Consider the following 17685-nt stretch of genomic DNA (forward strand, 5'->3'; position numbering starts at 1 on the left):
TAAGTACGTTATCTAGTTTTGAAGGAATGAATCCTTCAACATAGTCTAGTGGCGATAGCGAAGAGGTCACACCCGTTCCCATACCGAACACGGAAGTTAAGCTCTTCAGCGCCGATGGTAGTTGGGGCATTGCCCCTGTGAGAGTAGGACGTCGCTAGGCTTATATATTATTATCGCGGGGTGGAGCAGTCTGGTAGCTCGTCGGGCTCATAACCCGAAGGTCGTAGGTTCAAATCCTGCCCCCGCAACCAAATGGTCCCGTGGTGTAGCGGTTAACATGCCTGCCTGTCACGCAGGAGATCGCCGGTTCGATCCCGGTCGGGACCGCCATTTATACATACACACGAAACTTTGTAGTTTCGTTTTTTTTATGCGGAAATTTAAATGTTTTTGGATTAACCACAGTTAGTAATACTGTGGTTTTTTTTCTATTTATGGAGTGAATATCTTTTACATTATTTATGTTTGATAAAAACTTACAAAGGAAAACCTAAACAAATAATATAGATTTGCTAGCAAAAGTTTTACGTAATGCATTTATCGGAAGCTATGAAGAGGAAAACGACAAAAAAATACTATTGAAATCCCCTTCATAAGGGCTATGAAAGGGAAAACAAGCAAAGAAAACGATTGAAATCCTCTTCATGAGGGTTATGAAGGGGAAAACGAACAAAGAAAACGATTGAAATCCTCTTCATGAGAGATGAAGAACCGACGTATCAAGAACTCTCAAGCAAAGTCCTTCATCAAGCTTATGAAAGCCCGAACCCAGTGAATACCCTCAAGCAAAGTCCTTCATCAAGCTTATGAAAGCCTGAACGCGTCAAGAACCCCCAAGCAAAGTCCTTCATCAAGCTTATGAAAGCCCGAACGCAGCAGAACCCCCAATGCAAAGTCCTTCATCAAGTTGATGAAAGCCCGAACCCAGCAGGCCCCCCAATCAAAAGTCCTTCATCAGTATTATGAAGAATCACCCCCAAAGTAACCATCCCCCACCTATCTTCCTTAACAACCAATTATTTTTTTCTTTTTTTGCTGATTTTGTTGAAATACGGTAAAATTATAATGATGTACTAAGGTCCTTAGGAGTTGTCCTAAGGCTTTTTTTACTACTTTGTATATTATAGTTTCTTTCGACTTAATAGGAGTGACGTTAATGGCTTTGCAGGACGAGTTTGACTTTATTGACCAAATTAAACCAAAGTGTGTTGCCCAATCCGGACTAATTGCCGGTATAGGTGATGATGCTGCGCTGTTTCGTCCAACATCAGGTATGGAACAAATCATTTGCATGGATACGATGGTAGAGGGTGTTCATTTTACTTCTCAAACAATGGATCCTTTTCAAGTGGGTTATAAGGCATTGGCTGTTAATATTAGTGATATTGCAGCGATGGGTGGAATCCCTACCTACTATTTAGTGTCGATTGCAATTCCAAAGGATTGGAATGAAACAGATTTGTTATCGATTTATGAAGGTATGGCAATGCTAGCAGATAGGTACGAAATGGATTTAATTGGTGGCGATACGGTTTCAATTGCTGAAACGTTAGTTATTACGGTGACTGTTCTTGGTGAAGTTGAGAAAGGTACTCATTTATTACGAAGCCATGCACAGCCAGGAGATATTGTTTTTGTAACGGGAACGATAGGGGATTCTGCTGCTGGTTTGAATTTATTATTACATAATGGTAAGGACCATTCTTTTACTGAGCCAGAGAAAACACTTATCCAAAAGCATCAATATCCGAAACCAAGAGTGGAAATTGGGAGATTATTGTCAACCATACAAAGAGTTTCGCTGAACGATATTAGTGATGGTTTAGCAAGTGAAACAAATGAGATTGCAAAAGCTAGTGGTGTCACTTTACTAATAGATGAAGATAAAATTCCATTCAGTAAAGTCATTTTAGATCAATATAAAGACCGTGCACTTGACTTTGCGCTATATGGTGGAGAGGACTTTGAATTGATCGGAACTATGGCTCCATCAGATTGGGATATACTAGAGAAAAAGGCAAAAAAACATGGTTATGCCCTCTCAAAAATTGGGACTGTCTCGGAGGGTGGTCCTGCAGTATTTTTGAATCGAGGCGGGGAACTTCATAAGCTTGAGATGAAGGGGTATAATCACTTTACTAAATAAGGTGGAATATATGGATAAATTTGAGTTTGTTACGAATACACCTGATGAAACGGGGAGTTTTTCATATCGCTTGGCCGAAAAACTTGGGCAAGGTGATGTGTTAACTCTTGAGGGTGATTTAGGCGCAGGAAAAACTACGTTTACCAAAGGTTTGGCAAAAGGACTTGGCGTTACAAGAACGGTGAACAGTCCAACCTTTACGATAATAAAGGAATACCAAGGGAGATTCCCGTTGTATCATATGGATGTGTATCGTTTGGAGCACAGTGATGAGGACCTTGGTTTTGATGAGTATTTTGATGGTGACGGTGTGACTGTTGTTGAATGGGCACATCTTATCGAAGACCGATTGCCTCAGGACCGTCTCACCATTAAGATTGAACACCAAGGGGATACGAAACGTAAGATTACGGTGATACCACTAGGGGAACGGTATCAACATTTATGTGAGGAGTTATTTAGCGAATGAAAGTGTTAGCTATAGATACATCCAATTATGTATTGGGAGTTGCGATTGTGGATGAGGAGAAGGTAATTGGTGAGGTGATTACAAATCTGCCTAAAAACCATTCTGTTCGTGTGATGCCTACAATTGAGCAGTTAATGAAGGAATGTGGGATTAAGCCAAAGGAGCTTGAAAGAATCGTTGTCGCGATGGGCCCTGGTTCTTATACGGGTGTAAGAATCGGAGTAACGATTGCGAAAACATTGGCATGGTCATTGCAGATTCCTTTAGTGGGAGTTTCAAGTTTAGAAGTCGTGGCGGCCAATGGCCGGCATTTTAATGGATTTATTTCGCCATTGTTTGATGCAAGGCGTGGACAAGTTTATACAGGGCTTTATCAATATGATGGAAAAAGGCTAATTTGTGTTGAAGAAGATAAAATTATTTTATTAGCAGATTGGCTAGAAGAGCTTAGAAAGAGGGAGACACCGGTTCTTTTTATCGGTAATGATCTAGTTATCCACAAGGAACAGATAGAAACAGATTTAGAACAATTCGCATATGTTGCACCATATACAGATTGGAATCCGAGACCAAGTGAGTTGGCCGTATTAGGGATGGAGAAAGCGCCTGTAGATGTTCATACATTTGTGCCAAATTATATCCGTTTGGCAGAGGCGGAGGCGAATTGGTTAGGGAAGAGGCAGGGGTAAGAATGGAAGAGATCATCAAACAACAAATTTTGTTTCGTTTCATGACGGTAGACGATATTGATGGTGTGATGAAGGTTGAAACTTCAGCATTTACAGTACCTTGGAAGAGGGAAGCTTTTTATAATGAGCTTGTTCATAATCAGTTTGCAAAATATATTGTCATGACTGATAACGATCAAGTGATTGGATATTGTGGAATGTGGCTTATTTTGGATGAGGCCCATATAACCAATATTGCGGTTCTTCCTGAATACAGGGGGAAAAAGCTTGGGGAAGCTTTACTTATGCAGGCGAAGCTTTTAGCGATGCAGCACCAGGCTGCTACGATGACGCTTGAGGTAAGAGTATCTAATCATGTTGCTCAAAACCTTTATAAAAAATTAGGATTTAAACCTGGTGGGATCCGAAAAAATTACTATACAGACAATAATGAAGACGCGTTAGTTATGTGGGTGAATTTAAATGAGTGATAACCAAATAATCATGGGAATTGAAACGAGCTGTGATGAGACGGCTGTTTCAATTGTACAAAACGGACGAGAAATTCTATCAAATGTTGTAGCATCTCAAATCGAAAGTCATAAACGCTTCGGCGGAGTCGTTCCAGAGATCGCATCAAGGCATCATGTTGAAGCTATTACATTGGTAATTGAAGAAGCTTTAAAGCAGGCTGATATGAGTTTTGAGGATATAGATGGTATTGCAGTGACGGAGGGCCCTGGCTTAGTAGGAGCATTGTTAATAGGTGTCAATGCTGCAAAAGCGGTAGCATTTGCGCACGATATTCCTCTATTAGGAGTCCACCATATTGCAGGCCATATTTATGCAAATCGATTGGTTGAGGAGCTGGAGTTTCCTTTATTGGCATTGGTTGTTTCTGGCGGTCATACAGAGCTTGTCTACATGGAGGAGCATGCCTCTTTTAAAGTGATTGGAGAAACAAGGGATGATGCTGCTGGTGAGGCGTATGACAAGGTGGCTAGAACTCTTAACCTTCCATATCCAGGTGGGCCTCACATTGATCGACTTGCACATGAGGGAACAGCAACGATTGATTTACCGAGAGCTTGGCTGGAAGAGGATTCATACGATTTTAGTTTTAGTGGATTAAAATCAGCTGTTATTAATACCCTTCATAATGCTGAGCAACGCGGGGAAACTATAGAACCGAAGAATTTAGCAGCAAGTTTTCAGGAAAGTGTCATCGATGTCTTAGTGACAAAAACAGTGAAGGCGGCTAAAGAATATAAGGTTAAACAGGTATTACTAGCAGGTGGAGTTGCGGCAAATAAAGGGCTTCGTGCAGCTTTAGAGCATGCATTTTCAGACATGCCAGAGGTTAAACTCATTATTCCTCCACTTTCATTATGTACAGATAACGCTGCAATGATTGCTGCAGTTGGTAGTGTGTTATACGAAAAAGGGAAGCGTTCATCTTACGCATTGAATGCAAATCCTGGGTTAGACATTGAGAGATAGTAAAAAAGTCCTCTTTTATAAAAGAGGGCTTTTTTTGTTGATAAATAATCCACAGAATCACAGCTTTTGTGGAAAACTAATAAAAAGTACTGAAATAACTAATGTGTATTTGTGGACATTTTATGTGGATAAGTCTGTTGATAAGTGTGGATAATGTGGATAACGTGGATAACATAGTGTATAACTATATTTTTTTGCAGTAAATGACCAAAGAAAATCCCCATTCTTAAAATTAGAGATGGGGATATCTTTATTTGTTAATAGGTGTATAGTTCTAGGATGATAGTTATCCACTAACTTCGTGGAGAGACTCCCATTCCTCCATAAGAGCTTCAAGTTTTGCTGAGGCTTTTTCGTTTTCTTCATTAATTCGTTGAACTTCCTCATGATTTTGATAGACTTCTGGATCACAGAGAAGCTGTTCATTTTCTTCGATTTTCTCTTCTATTGTGGAAATTTCCGACTCAATTTCTTCGATTCTGCGTTTTCTTTGACGCTCAAGCTTCTTTAATTGTTTTTCTTGTTCATAGGATGTTTTTTCTTGGACCACTTCACGTTTGACGTTCTTTGACTCTTGGGCTTCAAGTCTTGCGAGTTCCTCCATTTCAAACTTCTTTTCAAGGTGGTAATCATAATCACCTAGATATTCTGTAAGTCCTTCACTGGATAACTCAAACACTTTTGTTGCAATGCGGTTGATAAAATATCGGTCATGGGAAACAAAAAGAATCGTCCCGGGATAATCGATTAAAGCATTTTCAAGTACTTCCTTGCTATCAAGGTCTAAGTGGTTGGTAGGCTCGTCAAGAATGAGAAAATTTGATTTCTCCATCATTAGCTTTGATAGGGCAAGTCTTGCTTTCTCGCCACCACTTAAGGTTGAAACGGTTTTTAACACATCATCCCCTGAAAAAAGAAAGTTCCCGAGAACCGTACGGATTTCTTTTTCAGACTTAAGAGGGTATTCATCCCATAATTCATTTAATACTCGTTTGTTCGAGGTGAGGTCCGCTTGTTGTTGGTCATAGTAACCGATGGTCACATGTGAACCAAAGCGAAACGTTCCATCCACGTTGTCGAGTTTTTCAATAATTGCTTTTAATAAGGTCGATTTTCCGATTCCGTTTGGACCCACTAATGCGATGCTATCTTCACGGTAAATATTGAAATTGACATTTTTAATAATCGGTTTGCCTTTTTCATACGAAACGGTAATATCTTTTGCACTTAGTACATCATTTCCACTTTGTCTTTCGATTTCAAATCGGAAGGAGGCCGATTTTTCATCACCTAATGGCCTGTCCATTAACTCCATTCTTTCAAGCTGCTTTCGTCTACTTTGGGCACGCTTGGTGGTTGAAGCTCGAACCAGGTTTTTAGCGATGAAATCCTTGAGTTTTTCCACTTCTTCCTGTTGTTTTTCATATTTTTTCAGCTCAAGCTCATAGTTTTCAGCCTTGAGTTTTAAATAGTTGCTATAGTTTCCGACATATCTGGTGCTTGTGTGTCTAGAAATTTCATAAACTTGGTTGACCACTTTATCAAGAAAGTAACGGTCATGGGATACGATTAACAGTGCACCAGGGTATCCTTGTAGATATTGTTCAAGCCAGGTAAGCGTGCTAATATCAAGGTGGTTTGTTGGCTCGTCCAAGATTAACAGATCAGGCTTGGTTAGTAATAGTTTACAAAGGGCAAGGCGTGTTTTTTGACCACCGCTTAAGCTCGATATTTTGGTTTGGTAGTCTTCTTCTGTAAAATTAAAACCATGTAGAATTGATCGAATATCAGCTTCGTATTGATAGCCGCCCTTTTCCTTAAAATCAACCTGTAGCTGATCATATTCTTCGAGTAATTTCTGGTAATCAACCGGATTTTCAAAGAGGGATGGGTCTCCCATTTTAACCTCTAGGTTTCTGAGGTCTTTTTCAAGCTTTTGTAAGGATGCAAAAACAGTTAGCATTTCCTCCCAGATGGTGAGATTTGATTCAAGCCCTGTGTTTTGGGCGAGGTAATCAATGGTGACACTTTTCGGCTTGATAATTTCTCCGCCATCATGAGACATATGGCCGGCAATAATTTTTAAAAGCGTTGATTTTCCAGCACCGTTTCGTCCAACGATAGCAATACGGTCCCGAGTTTGTACTTCTAATTTTATATTCGATAAAATAAGATCAGCAGCAAAATACTTTTTGAGCTGATTTACTTGTAGTAAAATCATGTTATTTCACCTCTTGTTTCTATCAACAGTGTATCTTATATTATCTAATTAGAGCAACTGCAATGATATTGTTCACAGATGTATCAAAGACAGATGTGATAAAATAGTGTATAGTTTATGGGAGGGTTTGTTTTATGTCATCATTTACCCATTTTAATGAGCAAGGTCGTGCCAAGATGGTCGACATTACGGAAAAGTCAGATACTGTCCGTACAGCAATTGCAAAATCAAGTATTACTGTAAATAAAATCATTTATGAGCAAATAATAAATAATGAGGTTAGTAAGGGTGATGTCCTTGCTGTTTCTCAAGTTGCCGGGATTATGGCAGCCAAAAAGACGTCGGAGTTAATTCCGATGTGTCATCCATTAGCATTAAAAGGCGTTGATATACGTTTTAGCTGGACGACCCAAGACGAATATGTTTTACATATCACGGTTACAGTTAAAACAAAGGGCAGTACAGGTGTCGAAATGGAAGCACTTACCGCTGCATCAGTTTGTGCGCTAACTGTGTATGATATGTGTAAAGCGGTTGATAAAGGAATGGTCATTGGACCAACTTATTTGGCTGAAAAAACAGGTGGAAAGAACGGAGATTTTAAAAGGGAGCTATAGTAGTTCCAAGTTAGTGGAGGAATTAAGGTGAATCTTGAACAATCAAAAATACCACAAGCAACTGCCAAAAGGCTGCCACTTTACTATCGATTTTTGAAAAATTTGCATGCCTCAGGAAAGCAGAGGGTTTCATCTGCAGAATTAAGTGATGCGGTTAAGGTTGATTCCGCCACAATTCGGAGAGATTTTTCTTATTTCGGAGCATTAGGAAAAAAAGGCTATGGCTATAATGTCAATTATTTATTGTCCTTTTTTAGTAAGACCTTAGATCAAGATGAGTTAACGAAGGTTACTCTAATCGGTGTAGGGAATTTAGGTACAGCATTTTTACATTACAATTTTTCGAAAAATAATAATACAAAAATTGAGCTTGCGTTTGATGTGGATTATAATAAGGTAGGTAGTAGTATTGGTGGAGTACAGGTATGCCATCTTGATGACCTTGAAAAAGAATTGCCTGATGATGTAACGGTGGCCATTTTAACCGTTCCGGTTGGGGCAGCTCAGTCGATTACAGACCGCTTGGTCAATAAAGGGATCAAGGGTATTCTTAATTTTACCCCAGCAAGAATCAATGTGCCTGAACATATTCGGGTCCATCACATTGATTTGGCTGTAGAACTACAAGCTCTAGTATATTTCTTAAAGCATTATTCAAATGATTCAAATGATTCAAATGAAGAATAAAAATAGATCTTACAATTGCAGGGAGGTGACTTACAGTGGGAAGTCTTGGATTCGGTAGTATTTTACTGATTGTATTTGCAGCGTTATTAATCTTTGGACCGAAGAAGTTACCTCAACTAGGTAAAGCAGCAGGTAATACATTGCGTGAGTTTAAAAACGCAACAAAAGGTTTAGCAGATGATGATGACGATGATGTTAAGAAGAATGAAACTCAAGATGTGAAGTAATGATAGGATGAGTCACATGAACGAAAAAGAAATGTCCGTCTATGATCATATTGGAGAGTTACGAAAACGACTGATCTACATAGTCGTTTTCTTCTTCATTGTTGCATTAGGCAGCTTTTTTCTCGCAGAGCCAGTTATACTTTATTTGCAAAATGCTGAGGAAGCAAAAGAGCTAACAATGAATGCTTTCCGTATGACAGATCCAATTAAAATCTATATGCAATTTGCTTTTATCATTGCCCTTGTTATCTCATCTCCTTTTCTCCTTTATCAGCTTTGGGCCTTCATCAGTCCTGGCTTATATGAGAAGGAAAGAAAGGTAACCTTGAGTTATATTCCGCTTTCGGTAATCCTTTTTTTAATAGGAGTTTCATTCTCCTACTTTATTTTGTTCCCGTTTGTAGTGAACTTTATGACAAGGTTAGCGGAGCGCCTTGATATCAATCAGGTGATTGGGATAAACGAATATTTTCAATTCCTGTTGCAATTGACTTTACCGTTTGGCTTTTTGTTTCAATTACCAGTTATTGTGATGTTTTTAACAAGATTGGGAATTGTAACACCGATGTTTCTTTCTAAAATAAGAAAGTTCGCGTATTTTATTCTTTTAGTCATCGGAGGTTTAATCACACCTCCTGAAATAATCTCGCATTTAATGGTTACAGTACCATTGTTCGGATTATATGAAATCAGCATTCTCGTATCAAAAAGTGCCTACAGGAAGGCACTAAAAGCAGAAATGGAAGCGGCAAATTCAATGGAGTAGAGAAAATTCCATAAAAAAATAACCTCCGATGTGAGGTTATTTTTTTGTTTTTGCGATTTTTTTTATTTTACTGTGCAGGACAAACATTCGGATTGCCACACCAAAGTCGAAGGTTGCGACAAGTGCTAGAAGGATCGTAGAGAAGTTCCAAACGGTCTCCGTCGCACTATTAATTGCAATATAGGTAAACAGAGTCCCCATTAACGCGTAAATGATGCCCATTACAAAAGGTGAAGTTCTTCGCATAAATTAAAAGCCTCCAATAAATGTCTGTTGCAGCTTCTCGGCTTGCTTCATGATCCTTTCTATATCATCTGCAAAAATCGTTTGAACCACTACAACAAAAGTATTCATTGCAACATGTGCAAAGATTGGAACGATAATCCGCTTTGTTCGTACATAAAGGAAGGCAAAGGTAAAGCCCATCGCTGTATAAATCAGAAGATGCGTAAAGTCCATATGCACTACTGCAAAGATTAACGAACTAATCAAGGCAGAAATGAAAAAGTTGAATTTTTTATATAACGATCCAAAAATAATTTGGCGAAAGATAATTTCCTCAAGGATTGGCCCAATAATGGAAACGACGATTATAAGCAGTGGTAAGGATTTTACCAAGGCCATAATTTCTTGGGTGTTCTCGGAACCAGCCTCAATTCCAAGTAAATGAATCTCAATATTTGCTGCAATAACCTGAGCAGTCATTGCCATAAATATACCTGCAATTGCCCATCCAATCGCTTCCCCTTTTGAAGAACGATGAAGACTTTGATGTCTTTCCTTAATATCTTGTCTTAATAAAAATAATACGATCGGAAGTGCCGCAACAAAACTAACAACAGTCCAAAGGGCAATAATCGTATTCGGGTCTAAACCATCTCCAATGCCTAATAGCAATAGAAGCGGGATACCTAAAATTCCAGAGAACTGCATGATAATGTAAGTTAAAATGACATACCAATAACGAGCTTTCATGAAAATCTCCTTTAGTAGTTGGAATAAATATCAAGTTTTTTATGCTTTTGTCCACTTTTTGTATTGTATCATATATTCACTTATATCCATTAGTATTATGCAAATCCAAATTTTCATTGAAAGAAATTAAATTGTTGGTTTATTTTTCCTTTCATTAACATAGGATAGATAGGTGGGCCAAGTTTCGCTTAATAAAATAGAATTTTTTTGCAAATTTCTATATCAAATGACTTGCAAAATAGGTAGAGATTATTTAATATAATAATTGTGTTAGCACTCATGTTGGTTGAGTGCTAATAAGAAGACGAAACTAATTATTTATATTATTTGAGGAGGTTGTTTCACTTGTTAAAGCCATTAGGTGATCGCGTTGTTATTGAACTAGTTGAATCAGAGGAAAAAACTGCAAGCGGAATTGTATTACCAGATTCTGCAAAGGAAAAGCCTCAAGAAGGTAAAGTAGTTGCTGTTGGTACAGGTCGTGTATTAGACAGTGGTGAAAGAGTAGCTTTAGAGGTTGCGGTTGGTGATCGCATTATCTTCTCAAAATATGCTGGTACTGAAGTGAAATATGAAGGTACTGAATACTTAGTATTACGCGAAAGCGACATTTTAGCTGTAATCGGTTAATAGAAAAACAGCATTTTATATCATAGAATCTTAATTTTTTGAGGAGGGCTTAAGAATGGCAAAAGAAATTAAATTTAGTGAAGATGCTCGTCGCGCTATGCTTCGTGGTGTTGATGCATTAGCAAACGCTGTAAAAGTAACATTAGGACCAAAAGGACGTAACGTGGTTCTAGAGAAAAAATTCGGTTCACCTCTAATCACAAATGACGGTGTAACAATCGCTAAAGAAATCGAATTAGAAGATGCATTCGAAAACATGGGTGCTAAACTAGTTGCTGAAGTTGCTAGCAAAACAAACGATGTAGCTGGTGACGGTACTACTACTGCAACAGTTCTTGCTCAAGCGATGATTCGTGAAGGCTTAAAGAACGTTACTGCTGGTGCAAACCCAATGGTAGTTCGCAGAGGTATTGAAAAAGCTGTAACTACAGCTGTTGAAGAATTAAAAGCTATTTCAAAACCAATTGAAGGTAAAGAATCTATCGCACAAGTTGCTGCTATTTCTTCAGATGACAGTGAAGTTGGCCAATTAATCGCTGAAGCAATGGAGCGCGTTGGTAACGACGGTGTTATTACAATTGAAGAATCTAAAGGCTTCTCTACTGAACTAGAAGTAGTAGAAGGTATGCAATTTGACCGTGGATATGCATCACCATACATGGTAACTGATTCTGATAAAATGGAAGCAGTTCTTGAAAATCCATATGTATTAATTACTGATAAAAAGATTTCTAGCATTCAAGAAATCCTACCAGTATTAGAGCAAGTAGTTCAACAAGGTAAGCCATTATTACTAATTGCTGAAGATGTTGAAGGTGAAGCACTTGCAACTCTAGTTGTGAACAAGCTTCGTGGTACATTCAATGCAGTAGCTGTTAAAGCTCCTGGATTTGGTGACCGTCGTAAAGCAATGCTAGAAGATATTGCTATCTTAACTGGTGGTCAAGTAATCACTGAAGATTTAGGTTTAGACCTTAAATCTGCTGACATCACTCAATTAGGTCGCGCTTCTAAGATCGTAGTAACAAAAGAAAATACAACTATCGTTGAAGGTGCTGGCGAATCTGACAAGATCGCAGCTCGTGTTAACAATATCCGTGTTCAAATGGAAGAAACTACTTCTGAATTTGACAAAGAAAAATTACAAGAGCGCCTAGCTAAATTAGCTGGTGGAGTTGCAGTTATCAAAGTTGGTGCTGCTACTGAAACTGAGCTAAAAGAACGCAAACTTCGTATCGAAGATGCTCTTAACGCAACTCGTGCAGCAGTTGAAGAAGGTATCGTTTCAGGTGGTGGTACTGCACTTGTGAATGTATACAATAAAGTAGCTGCTATCGAATTAGCTGGAGACGAAGCAACTGGTGTGAACATCGTACTTCGTGCTCTAGAAGAGCCAGTTCGTCAAATCGCTCACAACGCTGGTCTTGAAGGATCCGTAGTTGTTGAACGCTTGAAAAACGAAGAAATCGGTATTGGCTTCAACGCAGCAACTGGTGAGTGGGTAAACATGATCGACGCTGGTATCGTTGACCCAACTAAGGTTACTCGTTCTGCACTACAAAACGCAGCATCTGTATCAGCTATGTTCTTAACAACTGAAGCAGTTATTGCTGACCTACCAGAAAAAGATGCTCCTGCAATGCCTGACATGGGCGGCATGGGTGGAATGGGCGGCATGATGTAATCAAGGTGTAAGAACCTTGTTATATCAACGTTTTAGGATGTTTCGGTGAATTTTCGTGTGCATGATTGTGTGCTTCGGTCAAAAATTCACAAACCGAGACAGAGAATAACCTAATTATAGGAGAAGGTCTTTCATCAGTTTACTGAACTGATGGGAGGCCTTTTCTTCCATATTATCTGTCATATGAGCATAGATGTTCATTGTTGTATTTATGTCCGTATGCCCCAAACGCTGCTGTATTTCTTTAATACCTACACCTGCCTCAATCAATAAAGATGTATGAGTGTGTCGAAAAGAATGGGGAGTAATATTTTTTTCTATTTTAGCTTTTTTCAATAAGCGTTTAAGTCTAGTATCCACTACTTTTCTTAATTGTGGATGTCCATCTTCACGGGCAAAAATAAATCCGTTATCTTGGTAAACAAGGCGGTTTTTTAATTTAACCTCTTTCTGTTTAGTTAGATGCTTTTTTAACATGCTTACCAACATACCATCAATACGAATAGTACGGACTGACCCTTTGGTTTTGGGTGTCAAAAGCTGATATTTTTTAAAATTGTTACTGGGATTATAAAGTGTTTTTGTTACCCGAATATTGCTTTGTTTTTCGTTAAAATCAGCCCATTTTAAAGCCAATAATTCACCAATTCTTAAACCAGTATAGGAAAGTAAAGTAAAAATAAGATGGTCCATTTCTAGCCCATTTGAATGGGATAATTTTAAAAAATGAGCAAGTTCTTCTTTTTCAAGAAAGACAATATCCTCTTCGGCTTTCTCTAATTCTTCAACAGTTAGCTGTTTTTTTGGTAGTTTAAAATTTTCTGTAGGGTTAACTTTCATTAATCCCAGCTCTACAGCTTGTCGAAAAAGCATACGTCCACATGCGTGAATACCATCCATATAATTGTGACTATATTGCTCTGATAAATCGATGATCCGATCTTGGTACATTTTCTTTGTAATTCTACTGATTGGATAAAGTCCCCAAACATTAATAAAATGCTTCATTTCCTTTTCCCTAGCTCTTACGCTGCTCACCTTAACACCACTACGACTATAGGTCTTTAACCAATCTTGAGCAAATTTTTCAAACGGGATGTCAGATTCTTTTACATAGGTACCATTTTCTTTTTGAATTTCCACAAGCCGAGCAGCTGCTTTCGCTTCCCGTTGAGTTTTAAAACCACCTTTTCTGTCGAACATCCTTTTTTTAGTAAGGGGATCAGTACCCAGGTAAACTTTATATGCCCATGTCTTCCCACGTTGTATGATTTCTGCCATGATATCTTTCCCCTTTCAATCCTTTAAAACGATTTCGATAACGCTTTTTATTTTTGCCTTTTCTTCATTTGTCAAAAGCCTGTCCTGAAAAAAAACCTTGTGATTTATATCTAATATATAACTAAGTTCAAATTGGTCTTCCCCTTCTTCTGCTGCCTCTTTTGGCATTGGAGTACGAGTTTCAATGTCTTCTCCTCGTAATTGTGCTTGTAATTCTTCTATCACTTCCTCCGCAGGAATATATCCTGCTGCAATCATTAAATCCTCATATGGTACGTTTAATCCTTCTGCCAATTTTTCTAATATTTTTGGAGAAGGGGTGACTCGTCTACCTCCTTCAATTTGAGAAATATACATAGCGGAAACACCAGATAATACTCCAAGTTTGTTCATTGAAAGATTTTTTTCTTCTCTTTTTAATTTGAGATAATTTTTAAAATCCATTAAAGACCACTCCTTTAGCAGATATTATACCATAAACTTTAGTTTATATAAACAATTGTTTGTATAAAATTTTGTTTATTGTCTATATTGTCATTATAAGCAAATGTTTATACTAGTCGGGATAGACATTTACTTAACAAAAAATTAAAAGGAGGAAAAAGCACATGCTTAATATTTCCGTAGATGAAAATGAATTTAAAAAAATGGCTTTAGAAGAATTCCGTAAACGTATGGAAGATATTGAGGAAGATGTGTTCCTTATTGATACCAAGGAACTTTGTAAATTGCTCTCGTTAAGCAGACCAACGGTAGAAAAACTATTTATTTTTAATCCTGAGTTTCCTTCTATGCGAGTAGGTAAGAAGTGGCTATTTAATCGTCAAGAAGTAAAGGAATATATCAATCGTTGGTCAATAGAAGTTAGAAAAAATGGTGGGATTATAGAGCCAGACTAATTCTGCAGGAAGAAAAGGAGAACGTAACAATTAAAGGATAAAGGAGTTTTTTGTTTTTATGATCAGCGATGCAGCTTTTGAAACAGGTTTGTCTTTAACTGTTACTGCGTATACGGAAGGTTTAAGAAGTAAAGCAACTGAAATAGAGACTGGAAAAATAATGAGTTATATGAAAAAAGTGAACAATTATTTTTCCTCACCACAATTTAAATCGTTAAAAATTTTTCTTTCAATACTAAAAGAAGGTAAACCTCATGTTTGTGCAAGCTGGTTTGGTTCGTCCATTGTTCAGGATGAAATAAAAAATTTCAGCTGCAATCTTCTGTATTTTGATTTTGATGAAGGGATCACTGACTATGTTGAATTTGAAAGAAGAGCAAAAGAAGATTTTCATATTGTTCAAAGGTCATTTTCTTGGTCAGAGGAAAACCCGAAATATCATTGTTACAACATATTGAATGGTTATATTTATGAACTCGACCACTGGTGGCAAGTCTACGAATCATTAATCAATAGGTATGAAGATAAATTCGATTTAAAATTAGACGGGTCAATTCATCCAACAAAGCTATGTTATGCGGGTTCAAGTGACTTTATAGTTTATAATGATTTACCTTTTTTAGAAATACCGGCAATGAAAATGGAAGAATCAAAAAAACAAACTTCACTTCAAAATAGCGGCTATAATCAAGATTTTGATTTTCAACTATTCAAAGAATGCATAGTCGAATTAACAGAAACAGGAATCTTGCTTACATATGAGCATTGGATAAGATTCATCCTTGCTTTATGTAGTTTATTTCAAGAAGAAATGATTACCGAGGAACAAGCTTTGGAAATTTGTTCGATAATAGATGATGGTAACGGCGAGACTTTTACAAAATTTGAAAGAGAAAAAAACCTATTAAATAATTGGTCACTTGGAACCATCATTTATTACTGTAAAAATGCAGGAATTAATGAAATAAAATATGTTTTAAAAACAAACTTTATTCCTCAACCATTTGTCATAATGCATGACGTCTTATATAAAACAATTATTAAAAAAGACGAAGATCAGAAAGAGTTGATAATGGTGTCTCGTATGGCACCACGCATACTAAGAAAGCTGTCCAATGTTGAAAACAACCATGTGTATTATGAAATTGCCTGGAAGGATAATGGGCGGTTAAAAAGACAGGTGGTTCAGGCATCAGTAATTTCCACAAAAAAAGAGCTGCTTACATTAGCAGCCAGTGGATTCTCAATTAATGATTTAAATTACAGAGATATAATCAAATATATTGATGATTATCTAGCTTTTAACGATATAAACCAAGCATTGATGGTTGAACGCCTAGGGCACATACAAGATGCTTTTATCCATCCTTTGCAGTCGCTAGGTGTAGAAATTATACCAACAGATTTTGGAGAGAAACAATTGCTAAATGCATTTCAAGTAAAAGGAAACGTGGAAACATGGACAAACAATGTGTTTGACCGAATTAAGAACTATCCAAAAGCTCTATTCCTAGTTTTAGCTTCATTTGCTTCTGTCATACTGCGTGATTTGAATGTGCCACCATTTATTGTAGACCTATCCGGAAGCACTTCACAGGGCAAAAGCACAGCCTTGCAAGTAGCTAGAAGTGTTTGGGGCAATGAAGGATTAATAAATGAATGGAATGCGACTAGGGTTGCAATAGAGCGTAAAGCAGGATTCTTGAACAGCTTTCCACTTTATATGGATGATACACGTAAAGTTGATGTACGAATTTTAGAGAGCATTATTTATCAATTTTCTGGTGGACGTTCGAAAGGCCGAGGAAGCGTAAGCGGTTCCCAAAAAGAATTGACTTGGAATAACATTCTCATTAGTACGGGCGAAGTGCCATTAACGGAATATGCAAAGAAAGCAGGAGGAGCTGCTGCAAGGGTTATTTCTTTAGTTGACGAACCATTTGGGAAGGTAAAGCGTGATTATTTTTCTGAATTGTACCAAGCACTAGAAGAAAATTATGGTTCTGTAGGGTTGGAATTCTTGACGAAATGGCAGGATGCAAAAAAGGATTTGCTACAGGGGTTTATAACCCTAAAAAACAAATATATTCAAAAGGCAAATGGGGATGAAGTTTTAACAAGGTTGAGTATGTATTTTGCAACTGTTCATTTTGTTGGATCAGTTTTATCAAAACTGCTGAATATTCATATGGATTTGTCTTTGTTGAATCAGCTATTTGAAGAAATGGCAGAAGAAAACAAAGCCATTGATAAGCCAAAGCAATTGCTTGAAGAAATTTTATTTAAGCTTGATTCAAACCGAAAATATATTGCAAATCAAGTTACGCCTGAAATAGTTTGGGCGATTTATAAATACGATACAGTGTGCCTTACACCTGAATTTTTAAGACAAGAACTTGGAGCAGAAGAGAGGATGATACGAAAGGAATGGGCAAAACGGGGGTTCACCCATACTCACCTCACTAAAGAAGGGAAGGAAATTGATTATAAACAGGTTAAGCATAGATATGGCAAATATAATGCTGTGATTGTAAACAAAGAGTTTTATGAAAAAACGGGGCTTGATTTTGAAGAAGATTACGATAAAAAAGATGTTTCGGATTAGTAGCCTTGCACTATTGGAGGGTACAAGCTTGAAAGGAGTTGAGAAAAATGAATGAGAAAATATATGAATATGAGGAAATATATGAGGAACTAACTGAAGCCGAAATGCAAGAATTCCTAGAAGAGCTTAAAACAAGATTTCCTAACGGTTTTACGACAGAGCAATTTATAGAATTTATAGATTGGCTTGATGAAAAAGGTCTTGTGTTGGATAAAAAGTACTAAAGGTACCAAAACATAATTATAAAAATAAAATTTTGGTACCTTACAAAGCATTGATATATCAAGGATTGTTATAACAAAGTACTAAA

At 37.4% G+C, this 17685-nt stretch carries 19 protein-coding genes, 2 tRNA genes and 1 rRNA gene; 17 read left to right on the top strand and 5 right to left on the bottom strand.

What is annotated here, in order from left to right; translation table 11 throughout:
- The first annotated feature begins 44 nt into the window (after positions 1–44).
- The 8 genes from rrf to tsaD all read left to right on the top strand — a co-directional run bounded on the left by rrf (position 45) and on the right by tsaD (position 4783).
- Positions 45–160 (top strand): 5S ribosomal RNA (gene rrf / locus CKK03_RS17050).
- 14 nt (positions 161–174) lie between these two features.
- Positions 175–251, top strand: a tRNA-Met gene (locus CKK03_RS17055).
- 3 nt (positions 252–254) lie between these two features.
- Positions 255–330 (top strand) — tRNA-Asp (locus CKK03_RS17060).
- Between the two features lie 826 nt (positions 331–1156).
- Positions 1157–2146 carry a thiamine-phosphate kinase gene (thiL, locus tag CKK03_RS17065; RefSeq protein WP_099363758.1) on the top strand — a complete coding sequence of 330 codons (990 nt, stop codon included), beginning with the start codon at positions 1157–1159 and terminating at the stop codon, positions 2144–2146.
- Positions 2147–2156: 10 nt separating this feature from the next.
- On the top strand, positions 2157–2615 hold the full coding sequence (gene tsaE / locus CKK03_RS17070; protein WP_099363759.1) for a tRNA (adenosine(37)-N6)-threonylcarbamoyltransferase complex ATPase subunit type 1 TsaE: 459 nt from the start codon (positions 2157–2159) through the stop codon (positions 2613–2615).
- Positions 2612–3304, top strand: coding sequence for a tRNA (adenosine(37)-N6)-threonylcarbamoyltransferase complex dimerization subunit type 1 TsaB (gene tsaB / locus CKK03_RS17075; RefSeq protein ID WP_099363760.1), 693 nt, complete (start codon positions 2612–2614; stop codon positions 3302–3304). Before tsaE ends, tsaB begins: the two co-directional genes overlap by 4 nt.
- Positions 3305–3306: 2 nt before the next feature.
- Positions 3307–3774 carry a ribosomal protein S18-alanine N-acetyltransferase gene (rimI, locus tag CKK03_RS17080; RefSeq protein ID WP_388040595.1) on the top strand — a complete coding sequence of 156 codons (468 nt, stop codon included), beginning with the start codon at positions 3307–3309 and terminating at the stop codon, positions 3772–3774.
- A complete protein-coding gene (gene tsaD, locus CKK03_RS17085; RefSeq protein ID WP_099363761.1) occupies positions 3767–4783 on the top strand; it encodes a tRNA (adenosine(37)-N6)-threonylcarbamoyltransferase complex transferase subunit TsaD in 1017 nt (338 codons plus the stop codon). The genes rimI and tsaD overlap by 8 nt, the downstream gene beginning before the upstream one ends.
- Before the next feature lie 286 nt (positions 4784–5069).
- Here the strand turns inward: tsaD and CKK03_RS17090 are convergent, their stop codons facing one another.
- Entirely contained in the window at positions 5070–7004 is a 1935-nt protein-coding gene (locus CKK03_RS17090) for an ABC-F family ATP-binding cassette domain-containing protein (protein ID WP_099363762.1), read from the bottom strand.
- A 134-nt stretch (positions 7005–7138) separates the two neighbouring features.
- Between CKK03_RS17090 and moaC the strand changes: the two genes are divergently transcribed.
- Genes moaC through tatC form a run of 4 tightly spaced genes read left to right on the top strand, consistent with a single transcriptional unit; the run spans position 7139 to position 9301 of the window.
- Positions 7139–7621 carry a cyclic pyranopterin monophosphate synthase MoaC gene (gene moaC, locus CKK03_RS17095; RefSeq protein ID WP_099363763.1) on the top strand — a complete coding sequence of 161 codons (483 nt, stop codon included), beginning with the start codon at positions 7139–7141 and terminating at the stop codon, positions 7619–7621.
- A 27-nt stretch (positions 7622–7648) separates the two neighbouring features.
- Positions 7649–8308 carry a redox-sensing transcriptional repressor Rex gene (locus CKK03_RS17100; RefSeq protein ID WP_099363764.1) on the top strand — a complete coding sequence of 220 codons (660 nt, stop codon included), beginning with the start codon at positions 7649–7651 and terminating at the stop codon, positions 8306–8308.
- 35 nt (positions 8309–8343) lie between these two features.
- Entirely contained in the window at positions 8344–8535 is a 192-nt protein-coding gene (locus tag CKK03_RS17105) for a twin-arginine translocase TatA/TatE family subunit (RefSeq protein WP_010285546.1), read from the top strand.
- A 16-nt stretch (positions 8536–8551) separates the two neighbouring features.
- A complete protein-coding gene (gene tatC / locus CKK03_RS17110) occupies positions 8552–9301 on the top strand; it encodes a twin-arginine translocase subunit TatC (protein WP_099363765.1) in 750 nt (249 codons plus the stop codon).
- A gap of 36 nt (positions 9302–9337) precedes the next feature.
- On the opposite strand, the gene CKK03_RS17115 is transcribed toward tatC, so the two are convergent.
- A complete protein-coding gene (locus tag CKK03_RS17115) occupies positions 9338–9547 on the bottom strand; it encodes a YdiK family protein (RefSeq protein ID WP_099363766.1) in 210 nt (69 codons plus the stop codon).
- A 3-nt stretch (positions 9548–9550) separates the two neighbouring features.
- Entirely contained in the window at positions 9551–10276 is a 726-nt protein-coding gene (locus CKK03_RS17120; RefSeq protein WP_099363767.1) for a CPBP family intramembrane glutamic endopeptidase, read from the bottom strand.
- Positions 10277–10621: 345 nt separating this feature from the next.
- Between CKK03_RS17120 and groES the strand changes: the two genes are divergently transcribed.
- Positions 10622–10906, top strand: a complete 285-nt coding sequence (groES, locus tag CKK03_RS17125; protein WP_099355430.1) for a co-chaperone GroES — start codon at positions 10622–10624, stop codon at positions 10904–10906.
- A gap of 55 nt (positions 10907–10961) precedes the next feature.
- Positions 10962–12590: a chaperonin GroEL gene (gene groL / locus CKK03_RS17130; protein WP_099355431.1), complete on the top strand. Its 1629-nt coding sequence runs from the start codon at positions 10962–10964 to the stop codon at positions 12588–12590.
- Between the two features lie 114 nt (positions 12591–12704).
- Here the strand turns inward: groL and CKK03_RS17135 are convergent, their stop codons facing one another.
- Positions 12705–13871, bottom strand: a complete 1167-nt coding sequence (locus CKK03_RS17135; RefSeq protein ID WP_099363768.1) for a site-specific integrase — start codon at positions 13869–13871, stop codon at positions 12705–12707.
- A 15-nt stretch (positions 13872–13886) separates the two neighbouring features.
- Positions 13887–14315: a helix-turn-helix domain-containing protein gene (locus tag CKK03_RS17140; RefSeq protein WP_099363769.1), complete on the bottom strand. Its 429-nt coding sequence runs from the start codon at positions 14313–14315 to the stop codon at positions 13887–13889.
- Between the two features lie 164 nt (positions 14316–14479).
- On the opposite strand from CKK03_RS17140, the gene CKK03_RS17145 reads away from it, so the two are divergent.
- The 3 genes from CKK03_RS17145 to CKK03_RS23505 are packed head-to-tail and all read left to right on the top strand — an operon-like array spanning position 14480 to position 17599.
- The gene (locus CKK03_RS17145) at positions 14480–14770 is read left to right on the top strand and encodes an excisionase family DNA-binding protein (RefSeq protein WP_099363770.1); all 291 of its coding nucleotides are present in this window, start codon (positions 14480–14482) and stop codon (positions 14768–14770) included.
- A 58-nt stretch (positions 14771–14828) separates the two neighbouring features.
- Positions 14829–17375: a DUF927 domain-containing protein gene (locus CKK03_RS17150; RefSeq protein ID WP_099363771.1), complete on the top strand. Its 2547-nt coding sequence runs from the start codon at positions 14829–14831 to the stop codon at positions 17373–17375.
- Positions 17376–17422: 47 nt separating this feature from the next.
- Positions 17423–17599, top strand: a complete 177-nt coding sequence (locus CKK03_RS23505) for a DUF3574 domain-containing protein (RefSeq protein WP_142354035.1) — start codon at positions 17423–17425, stop codon at positions 17597–17599.
- Positions 17600–17685 lie beyond the last annotated feature (86 nt).

Origin of the sequence: Fredinandcohnia onubensis (genome assembly GCF_002734215.1) — a bacterium.
In the GTDB taxonomy this organism is placed as follows: domain Bacteria; phylum Bacillota; class Bacilli; order Bacillales; family Bacillaceae_L; genus Ferdinandcohnia; species Ferdinandcohnia onubensis.